This window comes from Bradyrhizobium sp. IC3123 (genome assembly GCF_020193625.1).
Taxonomy (GTDB): domain Bacteria; phylum Pseudomonadota; class Alphaproteobacteria; order Rhizobiales; family Xanthobacteraceae; genus Bradyrhizobium; species Bradyrhizobium yuanmingense.
In genome coordinates this window covers 920347-937370 of the sequence record NZ_JADYVF010000001.1, presented here as the reverse complement: position 1 = coordinate 937370, position 17024 = coordinate 920347, and the positions used below count along the sequence as shown (strand labels likewise).

The 17024-nt window shown below is 65.6% G+C and carries 14 protein-coding genes; 10 read left to right on the top strand and 4 right to left on the bottom strand.

The genetic code is table 11. The annotated features are described in order from the left end of the window. Positions 1 to 12 precede the first annotated feature (12 nt). Positions 13 to 1347 (bottom strand): S41 family peptidase, encoded by a 1335-nt coding sequence (locus I6F20_RS04645; protein WP_225125221.1) that lies wholly within the window; start codon positions 1345 to 1347, stop codon positions 13 to 15. A 304-nt stretch (positions 1348 to 1651) separates the two neighbouring features. Here I6F20_RS04645 and I6F20_RS04640 point away from each other — a divergent pair, with 304 nt between their 5' ends. From I6F20_RS04640 to I6F20_RS04610, 7 genes are all read left to right on the top strand, one after another. Beyond that, positions 1652 to 2785 carry an alpha-hydroxy acid oxidase gene (locus I6F20_RS04640; protein ID WP_225125219.1) on the top strand — a complete coding sequence of 378 codons (1134 nt, stop codon included), beginning with the start codon at positions 1652 to 1654 and terminating at the stop codon, positions 2783 to 2785. 28 nt (positions 2786 to 2813) lie between these two features. Then, on the top strand, positions 2814 to 3437 hold the full coding sequence (locus I6F20_RS04635; RefSeq protein ID WP_225125217.1) for an HAD family hydrolase: 624 nt from the start codon (positions 2814 to 2816) through the stop codon (positions 3435 to 3437). 158 nt (positions 3438 to 3595) lie between these two features. After that, the gene (locus tag I6F20_RS04630) at positions 3596 to 3799 is read left to right on the top strand and encodes a hypothetical protein (RefSeq protein WP_036009959.1); all 204 of its coding nucleotides are present in this window, start codon (positions 3596 to 3598) and stop codon (positions 3797 to 3799) included. Between the two features lie 221 nt (positions 3800 to 4020). Further along, positions 4021 to 5229 carry a molybdopterin molybdotransferase MoeA gene (locus I6F20_RS04625; protein ID WP_225125215.1) on the top strand — a complete coding sequence of 403 codons (1209 nt, stop codon included), beginning with the start codon at positions 4021 to 4023 and terminating at the stop codon, positions 5227 to 5229. A gap of 176 nt (positions 5230 to 5405) precedes the next feature. Beyond that, complete coding sequence (gene lexA / locus I6F20_RS04620) at positions 5406 to 6107, top strand: transcriptional repressor LexA (RefSeq protein ID WP_036009965.1); 702 nt, start codon at positions 5406 to 5408, stop codon at positions 6105 to 6107. A gap of 385 nt (positions 6108 to 6492) precedes the next feature. Continuing rightward, on the top strand, positions 6493 to 6927 hold the full coding sequence (locus I6F20_RS04615; RefSeq protein WP_025036527.1) for a hypothetical protein: 435 nt from the start codon (positions 6493 to 6495) through the stop codon (positions 6925 to 6927). 217 nt (positions 6928 to 7144) lie between these two features. Beyond that, a complete protein-coding gene (locus tag I6F20_RS04610; RefSeq protein WP_225125213.1) occupies positions 7145 to 8086 on the top strand; it encodes a GAF domain-containing protein in 942 nt (313 codons plus the stop codon). A gap of 6 nt (positions 8087 to 8092) precedes the next feature. Here I6F20_RS04610 and I6F20_RS04605 read toward each other — a convergent pair whose 3' ends face one another. The 3 genes from I6F20_RS04605 to I6F20_RS04595 all read right to left on the bottom strand — a co-directional run bounded on the left by I6F20_RS04605 (position 8093) and on the right by I6F20_RS04595 (position 12576). Next, a complete protein-coding gene (locus I6F20_RS04605; protein ID WP_225125211.1) occupies positions 8093 to 10372 on the bottom strand; it encodes a ComEC/Rec2 family competence protein in 2280 nt (759 codons plus the stop codon). A 123-nt stretch (positions 10373 to 10495) separates the two neighbouring features. Continuing rightward, the gene (locus tag I6F20_RS04600; RefSeq protein WP_036009976.1) at positions 10496 to 10882 is read right to left on the bottom strand and encodes an SgcJ/EcaC family oxidoreductase; all 387 of its coding nucleotides are present in this window, start codon (positions 10880 to 10882) and stop codon (positions 10496 to 10498) included. A 17-nt stretch (positions 10883 to 10899) separates the two neighbouring features. Further along, positions 10900 to 12576 carry a glutamine--tRNA ligase/YqeY domain fusion protein gene (locus I6F20_RS04595; RefSeq protein WP_036009979.1) on the bottom strand — a complete coding sequence of 559 codons (1677 nt, stop codon included), beginning with the start codon at positions 12574 to 12576 and terminating at the stop codon, positions 10900 to 10902. A 165-nt stretch (positions 12577 to 12741) separates the two neighbouring features. Here I6F20_RS04595 and gltX point away from each other — a divergent pair, with 165 nt between their 5' ends. The 3 genes from gltX to I6F20_RS04580 all read left to right on the top strand — a co-directional run bounded on the left by gltX (position 12742) and on the right by I6F20_RS04580 (position 16972). Continuing rightward, positions 12742 to 14169 carry a glutamate--tRNA ligase gene (gltX, locus tag I6F20_RS04590; protein WP_225125209.1) on the top strand — a complete coding sequence of 476 codons (1428 nt, stop codon included), beginning with the start codon at positions 12742 to 12744 and terminating at the stop codon, positions 14167 to 14169. A 144-nt stretch (positions 14170 to 14313) separates the two neighbouring features. Further along, the gene (gene gltA, locus I6F20_RS04585; protein WP_036009984.1) at positions 14314 to 15615 is read left to right on the top strand and encodes a citrate synthase; all 1302 of its coding nucleotides are present in this window, start codon (positions 14314 to 14316) and stop codon (positions 15613 to 15615) included. Between the two features lie 178 nt (positions 15616 to 15793). Then, positions 15794 to 16972 (top strand): ROK family transcriptional regulator, encoded by a 1179-nt coding sequence (locus tag I6F20_RS04580; protein ID WP_193374984.1) that lies wholly within the window; start codon positions 15794 to 15796, stop codon positions 16970 to 16972. Positions 16973 to 17024 lie beyond the last annotated feature (52 nt).

Below are 17024 nucleotides of genomic sequence, written 5' to 3'. Positions count from 1 at the left end.
ACGTCGTAAGATCTAGTTCGGCACTGCAGCCTTCGTCGCGCGCTTGGCGGCGACCGCATTTGCCGTAACGCCGTGGAGGAAGTCGTAGGCTGCGTGCAGAGCCTTGTCGTCCTTCTCTTCCGGCGGAACGTAGGACTGCGATCCGGTCTGCTCGGTGCCGTCGGCCGACAGATGCCCGCGCATCTGGGATTCCGCCATAGTGTCCATCCGCCCCTTCAGCTCGGGCGGCACGTCCTGGAGGATCTCGATGTCGGGCGCGATGCCCTGGGCCTGGATCGAGCGGCCCGACGGCGTGTAGTAGCGCGCCGTGGTCAGCGCCAGCGCGCCATTGCCGGAGCCGAGCGGAATGATGGTCTGCACCGAGCCCTTACCAAACGATCGCGTGCCGATCAACGTCGCGCGCTTGTGGTCGTGCAGCGCACCGGCAACGATCTCCGAGGCCGAGGCCGAGCCGCCGTTGATCAGCACCACGATCGGCTTGCCTTTGGTGAGGTCGCCGCCATGGGCGGTGAAGCGCTGGGTTTCTTCCGGACTGCGGCCGCGGGTCGAAACGACCTCGCCGCGCTGCAAGAAGGCGCTCGACACCGACACGGCCTGGTCGAGCAGGCCGCCCGGATTGTTGCGCAGATCAACCACGTAGCCGGCGAGCTTCTCCGGCGGGACCTGCTTGGAGACCGAGGCGATCGCCTTCTTCAGGCCGTCGGCGGTCTGCTCGTTGAACGAGGTGATGCGGATATAGCCGATGTCGCCGTTCTCGACGCGGAAGCGCACCGGACGCACATGGATGATCTCGCGCGTGATCGCAACCTCGAGCGGCGCATCCGCACCCTTGCGGATGATGGTCAGCTTGGTCTTGGTGTCGACCGGTCCCTTCATCTTGTTGACCGCCTGCTCGAGCGTCATGCCCTGCACGGCCTCGCCGTCGATCTTGCCGATGAGGTCGCCGGACATGATGCCGGCCTTCGAAGCCGGCGTGTCGTCGATCGGCGAGACGACCTTGACGAGGCCATCCTCCATCGTGACCTCGATGCCGAGCCCGCCGAACTCGCCGGAGGTGGTCTCCTGCATCTCGGTCCAGGCCTTGGCGTTCATGTAGCGCGAATGCGGGTCGAGCGAGGTCACCATGCCGGTGATCGCCCCCTCGATCAGCTTGGCATTGTCCGGCTTCTCGACATAGCTGGCCTTGACCCGCTCGAACACCGCGCCGAACAGATTGAGCTGGGAATAAGCATCACCCGCACTCACTGCCGCCCGCGCTGCCCATACGCCGCCCTGCGGGCTGGCTACCAGAAGGGTCAGGCACGCTCCCGTGAGCGTGCCCAGGGGGAACAGCAGGGTTTTCCGCATGAAGGTGCCTTTTGTGCTTGGCGTTTCTCTTGAGGCTGGGAGACGCCATGCAAATGGCGATCCAGTCCATCTCTCACAATACCATTCTGGTTTCTTCAAGGCCGGGATGCCGCGCTGGCGGGTACACCGAAGAAATCCCTTCGCCTTGGCCTAAACTTTTGGCAACGTTCCGAAACTGTTTCGAAGCAACACGACACCGGTCCGGGCCGCCCACGCTTCGCAGCTATGCGATTTTAGGATGGTTTTGGAGGGCCGGACGCGATAGGCGATGGCGACAAGACTTCAAATTCTCGGGAGGACAACAATGAATGAAGCGCCCCGCATCCGGCCGGAACGGAACGTCGAGCTCGGCGCTAGCGACGAGCCGTTCCAGAACCTGCACGAGTTCATCCGGAAGGCGCGCGCCAACCTCAACCAGAATGCCTGGGACTACATCATCGGCGCCGCCGAGACCGAGACCACGATGCGGCGCAACCGCATGGCGCTCGACGAGATCGCCTTCCGCCCGCGCGTGCTGCGCGACGTGCGCAGGATCGATGGCAGCGTCGAGCAGTTCGGCCGCAAGCTGCGTCTGCCGGTGGTGCTGGCTCCCGTCGGCGCACTCGAGATCTTCGATCCGGATGGCGCGGCGAGCGTCGCGCGCGCTGCGGGCAGGTTCGGCGCGGCGCACATGCTGAGCTCGGTGTCCGAGCCCGGCCTCGAGACGACCGCCGAGGCTGCCCCCGATGCACTGCGTCTCTATCAACTCTATGTCCGCGGCGACGATGCCTTCGTCGCCGACGTCGTCAGCCGGGCCGAGAAGAACGCCTATGCCGCCTTCTGCCTGACCGTCGACACCGCCCATTACAGCCGTCGTGAACGTGACATCGCCAAGCGCTACGTTCGCGAGAGCCGCCTGCGCGCCACCGGCGGCGATTTCCAGAAGGGCCTGGAGTGGCGGACCGTGAAGATGATCAAGGACACGTTCAAAATTCCGCTGATCCTCAAGGGTATCGCCACGGCCGAGGATGCGCAGATCGCGCTCGATCACGGCGTCGAGTGGATCTACGTCTCCAACCATGGCGGGCGCCAGCTCGACCACGGCCGCGGCGCCATGCACGTGCTGCCGGAGATCGTCGACGCCGTGAAGGGCCGCGCCAGGATCATGGTCGACGGCGGCTTTTGCCGCGGCACCGACATCGTGAAGGCGATTGCGGCGGGCGCCGACCTCGTCGGCATCGGCCGGCTGCAATGCTGGGCGCTGGCGGCAGCCGGCGAAGCCGGCGTCGCGCGGATGCTGGAGTTGCTCGAAGACGAGGTGCTGCGCTGCCTCGGCCTCCTGGGCGCCACCTCATTCGCCGAGCTCGACAAATCCTGCCTGCATCCGGCGGCCGCCACCAACGCGCCCAGCGTGTTCAGCGCGTTCCCGCTGTTCGACCACGAGCCCTATCGTTACTGACGCGCCATACTGAAGTGAAAAGGACGCAATGACATCGCTCTCTCCCGGCAGCGCGGATGCGCTGCTGTTCGACCTCGGGCGCGTTGTGCTCGACATCGACTTCTCCAAGGCGATCGCCTGCTGGGCGGGACATGCCGGCTGCCAGCCCGAGGCCATCATCGCGCGCTATGTGCGCGACGAGGCCTACCGGTTGCATGAGATGGGCAAGATCAGCGATGCGGACTATTTCGCCTCGCTGCGGTCCTCGCTCGGGATCGGCATCTCGGATGCGCAATTCCTGGAAGGCTGGAACGCGATTTTCGCCGGCGAGATGCCTGATATCGCCGAGCTGCTGCCGCGCGCGGCGAAGCAGATGCCGCTCTACGCCTTCTCCAACACCAATCGGCCGCACGTCAACCATTTCTCGAAGGAATATGCCGGTCTGCTCGGCCATTTCCGCGAGCTGTATCTGTCCTCCAGCATCGGCCTGCGCAAGCCGGATGCCGAGGCCTTCGACCATGTCGTGGCGGCGATCGGCGTGCCGGCCGAGCGCATCGTGTTCTTCGATGACCTCGCCGAGAACATCGAGGGAGCACGGGCGCGCGGGTTGACCGCCGTGCATGTCACCTCGCCGCGTGATGTCGGGAACGTATTGAAAGCACTGGGGATCTGAGCCGCGGGAAAGCCCGGAGCGCGCTCACTTGCCGGAACAAAAACCGCTGAAAATGTGGAACCTGATCACTTTGTGCATTTTTATACAGAGTTCCGGGAACGGAATACCACCCTTCGGACTCATGAGTCCGTTGGGACTTCTACATTGGACTGATCGACGTGCTGGGCAAGACCTATCTCACCAAGCAAGCCTCTCTCCTGCTCGAATTCGCCAGAACCACCTCGGATTCTGACCTCTCCGCCAAGCTGATCAGCAAGGCCGCCGACCTAAAATCCCAGGCGGACCCGCTGCCGGACAAGGATCAGGGTCCCAAGCCGCCCGACGTCGCGGACATCAGTCCGGGCGATCCGACGGGGCGTTGAACGATGTTGGCCGTGGCGCTCGTCATTCTCGTCCTTGCCATGGCAATCCTCGTTCCGGTCTGTCTCGCCTTCCGCATCATGCCGCGGCGGAGTTGAGCCGACCTCCTCCACCCCCTGCGACCATGCAGGATAGATCATCCCGCGTGCTGCTTTGCCTCACGGCTGCACTCGGCTAGAACTCTCGCCGCCCATTGACTGATGTGCTCAGCAGGAGTTCGCCCGTGGCCCTGATGCCGGTTTCTGACGCGCTTGCTGCGGTGTTGGCCGGCGTCGAGCCGCTGGCTGAACAGATGGTTTGCCTCGACGAGGCCTACCATCGTGTGCTCGCCCGCGATGTCGCGGCGCGGCGCACGCAGCCGCCGGAGGCGATGTCGGCGATGGACGGCTATGCCGTGCGCACGGCCGACGCGGCATACGATTCGAGGTTGACCGTCGTCGGCGAGGTCGCGGCGGGCCGGCCGTTCGCGGGAAGCGTCGGCCCCGGCGAAGCCGTGCGGATCTTCACCGGCGGCGTCGTTCCCGACGGCGCCGATGCCGTCGTGATCCAGGAGGACACGGCTGCCGACGGCAAACATGTCACGATCAAGGAAGCCGCCATTTTCGGCCGGCACATCCGCCCTGCAGGCGTCGACTTCCGCGAAGGCGACGTGCTGCTGCGCAAGGGAATCCGCCTCACCGAGCGCGATCTCGCCCTCGCCGCCGGAATGAATCATCCGCATCTCGCCATCATCCGCCGCCCGAGGGTTGCCGTTCTCGCCACCGGCGACGAGCTCGTGATGCCGGGCACCACGCCTGGTCGCGGCCAGATCGTCTATTCCAACGGCTATGCCCTGCATGCGCTCGCCCGCAGCGAGGGCGCCGAGACCATCGACCTCGGAATTGCCGCCGATACGCTGGAGGCGACGTCCGCCGGCATCCGCCGCGCGCGCGAGAGCGGCGCCGACATCCTGATCACGACCGGCGGTGCCTCGGTGGGCGACCACGACCTGGTCCAGCAGGCGCTCAAGGGCGAAGGCATCGCGATGGCGTTCTGGAAGATCGCGATCCGGCCGGGCAAGCCGATGATGCACGGTCGGATAGGCGCGATGCGCGTGATTGGCCTGCCCGGCAATCCCGTGTCGTCCTACGTGTGCGCCTTCCTGTTCATGGTCCCCTTGATTCGCGCCCTGTCGGGCCGTTCAGCGATTCATCATCGGCGCGAGCGCGCCGTGCTGGGCCGCGATCTCGCCGCCAACGACCAGCGCGAGGACTATCTGCGTGCGCGGCTGGAGGAGCGCGACGACGGCACGCGCGTCGCCCTTCCGGTCAGCCATCAGGACTCCTCCCTTCTTGCGAATCTCGCTGCGGCACAGGTACTTCTGGTGCGCGCACCGTTCGCGCCGAAGGCCGAGGCCGGCACGCCTTGCGAGGTGCTCCGGCTGCCCGTCTGAGCCGCCCAGCCACACGCATTCCGCGAGCTTGGCCGCGTTCACCATAAATTAAGCAGTTGCGGAACACATATCGAACATATAGTGTCCGTTCATGATTTGTTTCGAGGATGTAGCGGCTTAGTGCCGGCTTCATCGTGTCGGAATCGAACGACATCAACCGGGGGACTTTGGTCGAGATGTTGACGCGCAAACAATACGAGCTTCTGCGATTCATCAGCGAACGTCTGAAGGAAAGCGGCGTGCCGCCGTCCTTCGACGAGATGAAGGATGCGCTCGACCTGCGCTCGAAGTCAGGCATCCATCGCCTGATCACTGCGCTCGAGGAGCGCGGCTTCATTCGCCGCCTGCCCAACCGTGCCCGTGCCATCGAGGTGATCAAGCTGCCCGAGCTCCAGGCCGCCGCCGGCAATCGCCGTGGCTTCACCCCGAGCGTGATCGAGGGCAATCTCGGCAAGGTGCGCGCGAGCTCCAGCCCGCCCGCGGACGAGGGCGAGCGCCCCGTCGCGGTGCCCGTGATGGGCCGCATCGCCGCCGGCACGCCGATCGAGGCGCTGCAGACCCGCAGCCATACCATCAGCGTGCCGCCGGACATGCTCGGCTCGGGCGAGCACTACGCGCTCGAAGTGCGCGGCGATTCGATGGTCGAGGCCGGCATCCTCGACGGCGACATGGCGCTGATCCAGCGCAACGAGACCGCAAATACCGGCGACATCGTGGTGGCATTGATCGACGACGAGGAGGCCACGCTCAAGCGCTTCCGCCGCCGCGGCGCCTCGATCGCGCTCGAGCCCGCCAATGCCGCCTACGAGGTCCGCATTCTTCCGCCGAACCGCGTGAAGATCCAGGGCAAGCTGATCGGGCTTTACCGGAAGTACTGATACGGGAAACATCAAGCGCCGCGCGCGTTTCGATCGGCATCGGCGATCCAGGATCGGAGCGGATACTTGTCCGCTCCGGCTGGACGGTTTCTCTGGTTCTGCGCCGGCTGTCCGGTCCATCTTCCCGCGCGACATTCCCCCGCGCAGGCGCGCAGCCATTTCTGCTTCGCCGGTAGAGTTGTGCCGGCAGTGCTGATAGCTCCGGCCGAATGCAAGGACGCGAGGTTTGTTCCTATCGAATCCGGGAAAGATAATGTGATCGCGCGCTGCGGACGCGAGCCGCAGATTTGCCCATAACCGAGCAGAGCGTTGTATGCTTCCACTCTGATAGAGGCCTGCGCCTCGAAAGAGACGCGGGTCGCTATCCCAGCATGAGGAGCACCCGATGTGTGACTACAGCCTGCATGCCGTCGCGACGCGCCCCGCCGAAGTCGGCGAGACGATCGTCACGACAACCTTCCGCGGCACCTCGACGCGCGGTTTCGCTTCCGAAGCCGATCCCTCCGTCGCGGTCTGTCTGCTGCCGGGGACGGAGCTCGCTTTCGCCGACAATGTCCGCTACGACAACCGCTGGATCTGGACGCGCACCGTGAACTCTCGCGTCGGCAAGTTCGGCAAGATCGACCCGCACATTCCCGATCGCCATCATGACGCGATCGAATTCCCCGACGGCAAATACGTGCTGGTGACGCAGCTCGTCGAAGGCCAGCGCGCGACCGTGCTGCAATTGCCGGTGACGCAGCCAGCCCCCGAGCGCGAGCACAAGCCGCAGATCGTCGCCGACACGCGGCCCACGATCACGCGCCTGCCGATCGGCTGACGCCCTTCGGCCGACAGGCCGAGCCCGGGATTGAAATTGCCATCGCCGGCCGAGGCCGGCGAGCCCGGTAAGTTTGTGTTTCAGGACATTCGATCGGCGAGCCCACCGCCGCGCCTCGTCGTCGCACGAAGTTTGGGCCGTGCTGCCCGCATTTTGAACGTCCGCTCCGCAGCCAAATGACCGATGCTGTCGTGGTTTGAGGCGGCGGACACGCTCGATGAAGACCTTCATTCGCGTCGTTGAACTTTGGGTACCCGACCGGACGCGCATGCGGCTGGAATTCGGCGGCGGCCTCTACGACGATGGGCTGTCCGCGTTCAAAGCCGTCAGCGAAGAGCTGCACTTCGGATATGACGAGGGACTTCCAGGCAAGGCCTGGGCCTGTGGCCACCCCGTCATCCTCACGAAATTCGCCAACTCCTATTTCAAGCGGACCGATCAGGCCGCTGCGGCCGGCCTCACCTGCGGCGTGGCGGTGCCGGTGTTCGCGGGCGAATTCCTGCAAGCCGTGCTGGTGCTGTTCTGCGGCGACGACGAGGCGCATGTCGGCGCGATCGAACTCTGGCACAACGATCCTGATCTCTCGCATGAGATGGGGCTCGTCGATGGCTATTACGGCACCGCGGACATGTTCGAATTCAACTCCCGCCACACCAGATTTCCGCGCGGCTTCGGCCTGCCCGGACGCACCTGGAAGGCGGGCCTGCCGCTGATCATCAAGGACTTGCACGACGCCAAGAGTTTCCTGCGCTGGGAGGACGCCGCCAAGGTCGGGATCAATCTCGGCGTCGGCGTGCCCTACCGAACCGGTACCGACCAGACCTGGGTTCTGACATTCCTCTCCGCGCAGGCAACGCCGATTGCACGACGCTTCGAGATCTGGGTCCCGAACGAGGACCGTTCGGCGCTGGTCTTTCGCGCCGGCGATTGCAGCGCGCAGACCGACCTCGCCGCACGCTATGCGGCGCAGTCCATCGCCAGGGGCGAAGGCAGCATCGGCGGCGCCTGGGCCGCCGGCATGCCCGCGCTCAACGACGATCTCACCTGTGACGGCTCGATCGCCGGCTCCGAAGCCTGCGCAGCCGGGCTGAGCCGAATGGTGGCCCTGCCGGTTATCGGCAACGGAAGGCTTGACGCCGTGCTGGCCTGGTATTTGTGATCCGCGTCAATCGTCGGCCTGCAAGTCGGCCTCCGATGGCGTTGCGTCCCGGTTGCGGGGCACGGCCGCCTTCGGCACGAGGCTGCCGTCGAAATCCCCCTCGCCGGCGCCGGCCGGCAGCCAGGGACGGCTTGCTCCCCTCGTCCTCACCGCCTGCACCGAAAAGCCCTTGCCGCGTCTCGTCAGAGCCAGTGCGCCCTGACTGGCAAGACGCGCCCGATCGACCACCATCGCCGCGCAATCGGGTGGCGCAGGCCGCGCCGTCACCACCAGCGCGGCGCGGCTGCAATCATCGGCCAGCGCGTCGATACGCGTTGCCAACGCGATCAGTCGTCCGTCCGCGAGCGGCGCCACGCAGCCGGACTCGTCACACGACACCCCGCTCGCCAACGAGGCGTTGCCGGCATCGCGCGGATCGGCATCGGCAGCCAACCACTCCTTCAGCAGGAAGCTGTCCTTGCTGGCGCGGATCACCTGCAAGCGCCCATCCCCGCCCCGGACCGCGACGCTCGCGCCATCCCCGGCAATCAGGATATCGGGCTGCCGCACCGACAGTCCCCAGAGGATCGCTGCCAGCAGCACCAGGGCGCCGGACCAGCGCAAGGGCGTGCGCAACAGGCCCATCACGATGAGCCCGAGGCTCGCTGCGATCAGCGGCGCGATCCCGAAGGCGGGAATGCGGCCGACGGCGCCCGGCAGGGCCGCCACCCAGCGCGCGACCAGGACCATCCACTCGATGCCGATCCCCATCAACCACCAGAACACGCCGTCGAGCCCGAAGGGCGCCGCGAGCAGCCCCAACAGCCCGGCCGGCATCACCAGCGCCGAGACCACCGGCATGGCGCCGAGATTGGCGAGCACGCCGTATGGGGTCACGCGATGGAAGTGGAAGGCGGCGTATGGCGTGGTCGCGAGCCCCGCGATCAGCGAGGCCAGGAACAGCATCGCGATCTCCCGGCCGCCCCACAACGCGATCCGCCCCGTCGCGGAATGATCGGGCGAGGCGAGCAGGTTCGGCATGCCGATCTGCACCAGCGCCACCAGCCCGAGCGTTGCCGCAAACGACATCTGGAAGCTTGGATGCACCAACGCCTCCGGCGCGACCGCAAGCACGATCAGCGCGGCAACCGCCAGCGTGCGGAAGGTGATGGCGCGGCGGTCGACCATCACTGCGATCAGCACCACCGCCGTCATGAAGAACGATCTTTGCGTCGCAACCTCCGCGCCCGACAGCAACAGGTAGAACGCGGCCGCGACCAGCGCCGCGGCGGCCGACCATTTCTTGATGGCAGAGCCGGCCGCCAGCCCCGGGATCAAGGCCAGCAGCGCGCGCACCGCGAAGAAGACGACGCCGGCGACGACCGCCATGTGATAGCCGGAGATCGACAGCACATGGCCGAGTCCCGAGACGAACATGGCATCGTTCACGGGCGCGGTGATCGCATCGCGCCGCCCCGTGAGCAGCGCCGTCGCGATCGCGCGGTTGTCGCCTTCGAGCGTTGCGCGGATGCGCGCGTCGATCGCGTCGCGCAGGCCCTGCATGAAGGCGGCATAGCGCAGCCGCAGGCCGCCGCCATCCGGCGGTGTGGACGCCGTGATCGCGCCCATCACGAAGCCGGAGGCGCCGATGCCCTGGAAGAACATGTCGCGCGAGAAATCATAGCTGCCGGGGCGCACCGGCGAGATCGGCGGCATCAGCCGCGCCTTCAATTGCACGAAGCTGCCGACCTCCGGCGCCGTGCCCTTGCGCACCGAGAGGCGGACGCGCTCGAGCTTGACGTCGCTGCGCTGCGCCTCCATCGCGCTGACGCGCAGCACGAAGCGATCGGTGCGCTCGCGGATGTCGCGCGCTTCCACGAAGCCCGACAGCGACACCGAATAGAGCGGTTTTGCCAAAACGGTGTGCGCGATACGCGCGGTCTTCCAGGTCGCCACGGCAAAACCAGCCGCGACCGCCGCGAGCATGATGGCGGGCGCAAACAGCCGGCTCCGCCGGAGCAGCACCGCGCCGAGCATCAGCGCGATGGCTGTGGCGGCAACCACCCACAGCACCGGCTCATGATCGGCGGCGAAATAAAGCGCAATGCCGCCGCCGAAGGCGACCGGCACCCACGGCAACAGCCGGCCAGGCCCGGCCTCGCCCCGAGCCCATTGGCGCAGCGTCTCGATGATCGCCGGCCAGATGCCGAGGCCCGCTGGCGCCAAGCCGCCGGCCGGGGCGGCGCGGCCGACCGGCCACGTCCCGGCAACTCCCTGGGACCGTCCTGGCCGGCCCGGCTCCGCCATTCCCCTGCACCTTACGATACGCGACGGCTGCGGAGGCTACCGGACCGTGCGGCTGCACGAATAGCGGTACGGATCGGGAACAGGCGAAGAGCGCCCTACTTTTCTCCGGGCTGGCGCCCGTTGCTAGATCAGCGGCGCCTGCGAGGAGGCGTGGTGATTGACGATCTTCCACTCGCCGTCCTCGCGGATGATGACCCAGCTCATCTTGACGACGAGATCATCCCGCTCGCCCGCGAGATCGAACGTGATGGTCGCGGCCATGTTGATCAGATCAGGGCCGGCCTGCGCGGCGTGCACATCGGAGAACGCGGCGCTTGGCCTGCGCCAGCGCGGCAGGCCGTTGAAGTATTCGGCGACGCCGTCCCGGCCGCGATAGAGCTTCGGGTTGGAGCCGAAGAAGAATGCGTCCTTCGCATAGAGCGAGGACAGCGCGGCCGCATCGAGCGTCGCGAAGCCGGCGCACCATTTCGCGATGATGGCGGAAACGATGGCGTCGGCCTCGCTGCTCATGTCCTGCTCAGCCCTTCTCAACCCTTGGCGACTTCCTTCGCGAACGTGTCGCGCAGACCGATCGTGCGCGAGAACACCGGCTTGCCGGGCGTCGAGTCCTTGTCACGCACGAAATAGCCCTGGCGCTCGAACTGCATCGGCTCGGTCGAATTGCTCTCCGCAACGGACGCCTCGACCCGCGCATCGGCGAGGATCTCCAGCGAGTTCGGGTTGAGATCGGTCGCGAAGTTCGAGGCATCCGGGCTCGGATTGGCGAACAGCTGGTTGTAGATGCGGATCTCCGCCGGCTTGGAGGCCGCCGCCGGCAGCCAGTGCATGGTCGCCTTGACCTTGCGGCCGTCGGGCGCGTTGCCGCCCTTGGTCGCGGGATCATAGGTGCAGCGCAGCTCTACCACCTCACCCTTGTCGTTCTTGATCACGCCGGTACACTTGACGAAATAGGCATAGCGCAGCCGCACCTCGTTGCCAGGCGACAGGCGGAAGAACTTCTTCGGCGGGTTCTCCATGAAGTCGTCCTGCTCGATATAGAGCTCACGGCCGAACGTGATCTTCCGCGTGCCGGCCGAGGGATCGTCGGGATGATTGATCGCCTCGAGCTCCTCGGTCTGCCCTTCCGGATAATTCTCGATCACCACCTTGAGCGGCTTCAAGACCGCCATGCGCCGCTGCGCCGTGCGGTTCAGCTCCTCGCGGATGCAGAACTCCAGCATGCCGACATCGACCACGCTGTTGGCTTTGGCGACGCCGATGCGCTTGACGAACTCGCGAAGTGCAGCCGGCGGCACGCCGCGGCGACGCATGCCCGCCATGGTCGGCATGCGCGGATCGTCCCAGCCCGCGACATGGCCGTCGCGGACCAGCTGGGTCAGCACGCGCTTGGACAGCAGCGTATAGGTGAGATTCAGCCGCGCGAATTCGTACTGGTGCGGCTGTGAGGGCACCGGCAGCTTCTCGATGAACCAGTCGTAGAGCGGCCGGTGGTCCTCGAACTCCAGCGTGCAGATCGAATGCGTGATGCCTTCGATGGCGTCCGACTGGCCGTGGGCATAGTCGTAGCTCGGATAGATGCACCAAGCGTTGCCGGTGCGCGGATGGTGGGCATGCAGGATGCGGTACAGCACGGGGTCGCGCAGGTTGATGTTGCCCGCGGCCATGTCGATCTTGGCCCGCAGCACGCGCGCGCCGTTGGGGAATTCGCCCGCCTTCATGCGGCGGAACAGGTCGAGGTTCTCCTCCACGGAGCGTTCGCGGAACGGCGAATTCTTGCCGGGCTCGGTCAACGTGCCGCGCGAGAGGCGGATCTCCTCCTGGGTCTGGTCGTCGACATAAGCGAGGCCGTCGCGGATCAGCTGCTCCGCCCATTCGTACAGGCGGTCGAAATAGTCCGAGGCGAAGAACAGGTTCTTGCCCCAGTCAAAGCCGAGCCAGCGCACGTCGGCCTGGATTGAATCGATATATTCCTGCTCTTCCTTGACCGGGTTGGTGTCGTCGAAGCGCAGGTGGCAGCGGCCCGGAAACTCCTGGGCGACGCCGAAGTTGAGTGCGATCGACTTGGCGTGGCCGATATGCAAGTAGCCGTTCGGCTCCGGCGGGAACCGGGTCACGATCTCCTTGTATTTGCCCTGATCGAGGTCGGCCTGGATGATGTCACGAATGAAATCGCGCCCAACCTCAGCTGCCACCGGTTCTGTCATTACGAAAATCCTGTAGGGAAATCAGCGGTCCTTCTGCCAAATTCGCGTGGCCGCGCCAAGAGCTTACAAGAGCTTAAGCAAGGCCTGCCGGGTCCGCCGTCGCCCTTTAGTTATGTCCCGTTCCTGCTATACACCACCGCCTCCAATGCATAGGCCCTGCCAAGAATGTCCGATTCCGTCGTCACGCGCTTCGCTCCCTCGCCGACCGGCTTCCTCCATATCGGGGGCGCCCGCACGGCGCTGTTCAACTGGCTCTATGCCAAGAAGCACGGCGGCAAGATGCTGCTGCGGATTGAGGACACCGACCGGGAACGCTCCACGGAAGCGGCGATCGGCGCCATCCTCGACGGGTTGAAGTGGCTCGAGCTCGGCTGGGACGGCGAGGTCATCTACCAGTTCGCCCGCGCCGCCCGGCACCGCGAGGTCGCCGAGCAGCTGCTCGCCGATGGCAAGGCCTACCGTTGCTACGCCACCGCCGAAGAGCTCGCCGCCATGCGCGAGAAGGCGCGCAGCGAGGGGCGCACCCGCCTCTATGACGGCATGTGGCGCGACCGCGACGCGGCCACGGCTCCGAGCCACGTCAAGCCCACCATCCGCCTGCGCGCGCCGCAGACCGGCGAGACCGTGATCGAGGACCAGGTCCAGGGCCGCGTGGTCTGGCAGAACGAGAACCTCGACGATCTCGTCCTGCTGCGCGGCGACGGCAACCCGACCTACATGCTCGCCGTGGTGGTCGACGACCACGACATGGGCGTCACCCATGTGATCCGCGGCGACGACCACCTGATCAACGCCGCCCGCCAGAAGCAGATCTACGATGCGATGGGCTGGGAGCTGCCCAGCATGTCCCATATCCCGCTGATCCACGGCCCGGACGGCTCGAAACTCTCCAAGCGGCACGGCGCGCTCGGCGTCGATGCCTACCGCGCGATGGGGTACCTGCCGGCTGCGCTGCGCAACTACCTGGTCCGGCTCGGCTGGAGCCACGGCGACCAGGAGATCTTCTCGACCGAGGAGATGATCGACGCGTTCGATCTCGGCAGCGTCGGCCGCGCCGCCGCCCGCTTCGATTTCGCCAAGCTGGAAAACCTCAACGGCCACTACATCCGCCACGCCGACGATCAATCGCTCGTGAAGATGTTCGAGGACGTGCTCGACCACGTCGTGCCGAGCCGCGACGAGATCAAGGCCAAGTTAAACGACACCACGCGCGCGCAGCTGCTCAAGGCCATGCCGGCGCTCAAGGAGCGCGCCAAGACATTGATCGAGCTGATCGACGGCGCCCATTTCATCTTCGCCGACCGGCCGCTGGCGCCGGATCCCAAGGCGCAGGCGCTGTTGACGCCCGAGAACCGCAAGCTGATCGGCCAGCTACATTCCGCGCTGGAGAAAGTCGAGACGTGGAGCGGCGCCACCACCGAGGCCGCGCTGCGCGCCTTTGCCGAGGAAAATAGTCTCAAGCTCGGCGCGGTCGCCCAGCCGCTTCGGGCGGCGCTCACCGGACGGACGACGTCCCCTGGTATATTTGAGGTTTTGGAGGTGCTTGGACGCCAGGAAAGCCTCGGCCGACTTAGGGATCAGTCTACGACGTAAGTCGACCATGCGTGCGGCGATCTTGCAGCGCACATAGCAATAATATACCCATCTCCTCCACATTCTGGAACATCCGGCCTGCCCCCATGGTCGCCCTGGGGGTCTCCGGCTCCGGCCCGTCTCACCACACATCGGGGACCTCTGATGGACGCAAAAGAAAGCCCAAAGACCGCGACGCTGACGGTCGGAAACAAGAATTTCGATCTTCCGATCCTCAGCGGCAGCGTCGGGCCTGACGTCATCGATATCGGCAAGCTCTACGGCCAGTCCGGCCTGTTCACCTACGATCCGGGCTTTACCTCGACCGCGAGCTGCCAGTCCAAGATCACCTATATCGACGGCGACGCGGGCGTGCTGGAATACCGCGGCTACCCGATCGAGCAGCTCGCCGAGCATGGCGACTTCCTGGAGACCTGCTACCTCCTGCTCTACGGCAACCTGCCGACCGCCGCGCAGAAGAAGGATTTCGACTACCGCGTGACCCATCACACGATGGTGCACGAGCAGATGGCCCGCTTCTTCCAGGGCTTCCGCCGCGATGCCCATCCGATGGCGATCATGGTTGCCGCCGTCGGCGCCCTCGCCGCGTTCTATCACGATAGCACCGACATCAACGATCCGAAGCAGCGCATGATCGCCTCCATGCGCATGATCGCGAAGATCCCGACGCTGGCTGCGATGGCCTACAAATACACCGTCGGCCAGCCCTTCGTTTATCCGAAGAACTCGCTCGGCTTTGCCGAGAACTTCCTGAACATGTGCTTCGCGGTGCCTTGCGAAGACTACAAGGTCAGCCCGGTGCTCGCCGACGCGCTGGAGAAGATCTTCATCCTGCACGCCGACCACGAGCAGAACGCCTCGACCTCGACGGTGCGCATCGCCGGCTCCTCGGGCGCCAACCCGTTCGCCTGCATCGCGGCCGGCATCGCCTGCCTCTGGGGCCCGGCCCATGGCGGCGCCAACGAAGCCGCGCTGAACATGCTCTATCAGATCGGCACGGTCGACAAGATCCCCGAGTTCATCGCCAAGGTGAAGGACAAGAATTCCGAAGTCCGCCTGATGGGCTTCGGCCACCGGGTCTACAAGAACTACGATCCGCGCGCCAAGATCATGCAGAAGATGTGTCATGCCGTGCTCAAGGAGACCGGCCATGGCGACGATCCGATGCTGAAGGTGGCGATGGAGCTCGAGAAGATCGCGCTCAGCGACCAGTACTTCATCGACCGCAAGCTCTACCCGAACGTTGATTTCTATTCGGGCATCACGCTGAAGGCGATGGGCTTCCCGGTCTCGATGTTCACCGTGCTGTTCGCGGTCGCCCGCACCGTCGGCTGGATCAGCCAGTGGAGCGAGATGATCGAGGATCCCCAACAGAAGATCGGCCGCCCGCGCCAGCTCTACACCGGCGTCGCCAAGCGCGATTACGTGCCGATCGACAAGCGCTAACGTCAGGCCATCACGCCTTTCGCAGCGGCGCCATCGCAAGATGGCGCCGTTTTGTTTTGCGCCCGCACTTTCCTCGTGCTGCCGCGCACAACAACAAGTCCATGCTCACGGCGGCAAGCGCCTTGACAGCCTAAATGCTCCGCGCGCATTCTTACTCTAAGTAAGAATGACGACAGGGATGGAAATGCCGGAGCAGCCGAGAAGTCGGCGGCAGACGCGCGCTGCCATTTTGACTCATCTGCTTCAGTCGGGCGGCTCGTTTCGTCCGCCACTGGCCAAGGCCGTGCGTCTGTCGGAAGCGAGCCTGTCGCGCATCCTGCTTGACCTGAAGGCCGAAGGCCTGATCGAGGAAGTGCGGCGCCCTGCCCCTTACGTCGGCGGCCCGACCGGTCTCGTGTCGCTGGACCACGCGGTGGCGCTGGCAGCCTTCGAGCTGACGACGCAGCGGCTCAGCGTCGGGGTCGGCGGCCTGTCGGGTGAGCTGCACTACACCGAGCGTGTGCCGCTCCCGAAGACGCCTGACGTCGAGACCGTCGGCCGGGCATTTCGCGAAGCGATGACGTTGTTGCGCGACTGGACGCGGCGCCGCCGGATCACCCTCTCGCAGATCGGCGTCTCGATTCCCGGCCTCGGCCGTCTCAGCATATCGGCCAATCCGATCATTCCCTGCGACGTCGCTCGCATCAGCGACATGTTCGGCGAGATGTTCGCCGGCGTGCCGCTCGAATTCACCAATTCGGTTGTCGCGCATGCCACCTTTCACCGCTGCCGCACGGAAAACTACCCGTTCAACGACACGCATCTGTTCGTGCTCGTCAGCCACGGCGTCGCCGGCGCCTGGATGGATGATCCGGCCGAGACCGATGCTCTGCAGCCAATCGAGCTCGGCCACATGGTGTTCGGGCCTGACGGACCGCGCTGCCGCTGCGGACATCACGGCTGCGTCGAGGCCTATACGTCGATTCCCGCGCTGGCTGCGCTTCTCGGCGTTTCCGAGACCGAGCTGCTCCAGCTCGGCAACGAATGGGTCAACACGGTCCCGATCTCATCGCGCGTGCGGCAGGATTTGCGCCGTCGGCTGTTCCGGCTCGGCCTTGCGATCGGCAATACGCTGAACGTCAAGCCGTGCGGCGGCGTTGCGATCAGCGGCTGGCCGTCGCTTCTCGCTGAAGAGGATCGGCAAGCACTGGTCGATGGCATCGACGCCTGCCTGCTGGGCGGACGCAAACTGGCGCAGGTCTCCCTCGCCTTCGTGCCGCCGTCGACCGGCAACGATCCGCAGGCTGCGCTCGCCTTCGCCGCCTTTTGTCTCGCCAGCCGTGGCGGCATGCCCGCGGCATCGACGGAGGCGGCCTGACATGCGCTGAGCCCAAACGGCCTGTAAAGCGCGAAAGATTTCACACCGGGAG

What these genes read in the sequence shown, in the direction of transcription:
- I6F20_RS04610 (WP_225125213.1), top strand. Translation starts at nt 7,145, where the DNA reads ATGAAGACCTTCATTCGCGTCGTTGAACTTTGGGTACCCGACCGGACG.
- I6F20_RS04605 (WP_225125211.1), bottom strand. Translation starts at nt 10,372, where the DNA reads ATGGCGGAGCCGGGCCGGCCAGGACGGTCCCAGGGAGTTGCCGGGACG.
- I6F20_RS04580 (WP_193374984.1), top strand. Translation starts at nt 15,794, where the DNA reads ATGGAAATGCCGGAGCAGCCGAGAAGTCGGCGGCAGACGCGCGCTGCC.
- I6F20_RS04640 (WP_225125219.1), top strand. Translation starts at nt 1,652, where the DNA reads ATGAATGAAGCGCCCCGCATCCGGCCGGAACGGAACGTCGAGCTCGGC.
- I6F20_RS04600 (WP_036009976.1), bottom strand. Translation starts at nt 10,882, where the DNA reads ATGAGCAGCGAGGCCGACGCCATCGTTTCCGCCATCATCGCGAAATGG.
- I6F20_RS04635 (WP_225125217.1), top strand. Translation starts at nt 2,814, where the DNA reads ATGACATCGCTCTCTCCCGGCAGCGCGGATGCGCTGCTGTTCGACCTC.
- gltA (WP_036009984.1), top strand. Translation starts at nt 14,314, where the DNA reads ATGGACGCAAAAGAAAGCCCAAAGACCGCGACGCTGACGGTCGGAAAC.
- lexA (WP_036009965.1), top strand. Translation starts at nt 5,406, where the DNA reads ATGTTGACGCGCAAACAATACGAGCTTCTGCGATTCATCAGCGAACGT.
- I6F20_RS04595 (WP_036009979.1), bottom strand. Translation starts at nt 12,576, where the DNA reads ATGACAGAACCGGTGGCAGCTGAGGTTGGGCGCGATTTCATTCGTGAC.
- gltX (WP_225125209.1), top strand. Translation starts at nt 12,742, where the DNA reads ATGTCCGATTCCGTCGTCACGCGCTTCGCTCCCTCGCCGACCGGCTTC.
- I6F20_RS04645 (WP_225125221.1), bottom strand. Translation starts at nt 1,347, where the DNA reads ATGCGGAAAACCCTGCTGTTCCCCCTGGGCACGCTCACGGGAGCGTGC.
- I6F20_RS04615 (WP_025036527.1), top strand. Translation starts at nt 6,493, where the DNA reads ATGTGTGACTACAGCCTGCATGCCGTCGCGACGCGCCCCGCCGAAGTC.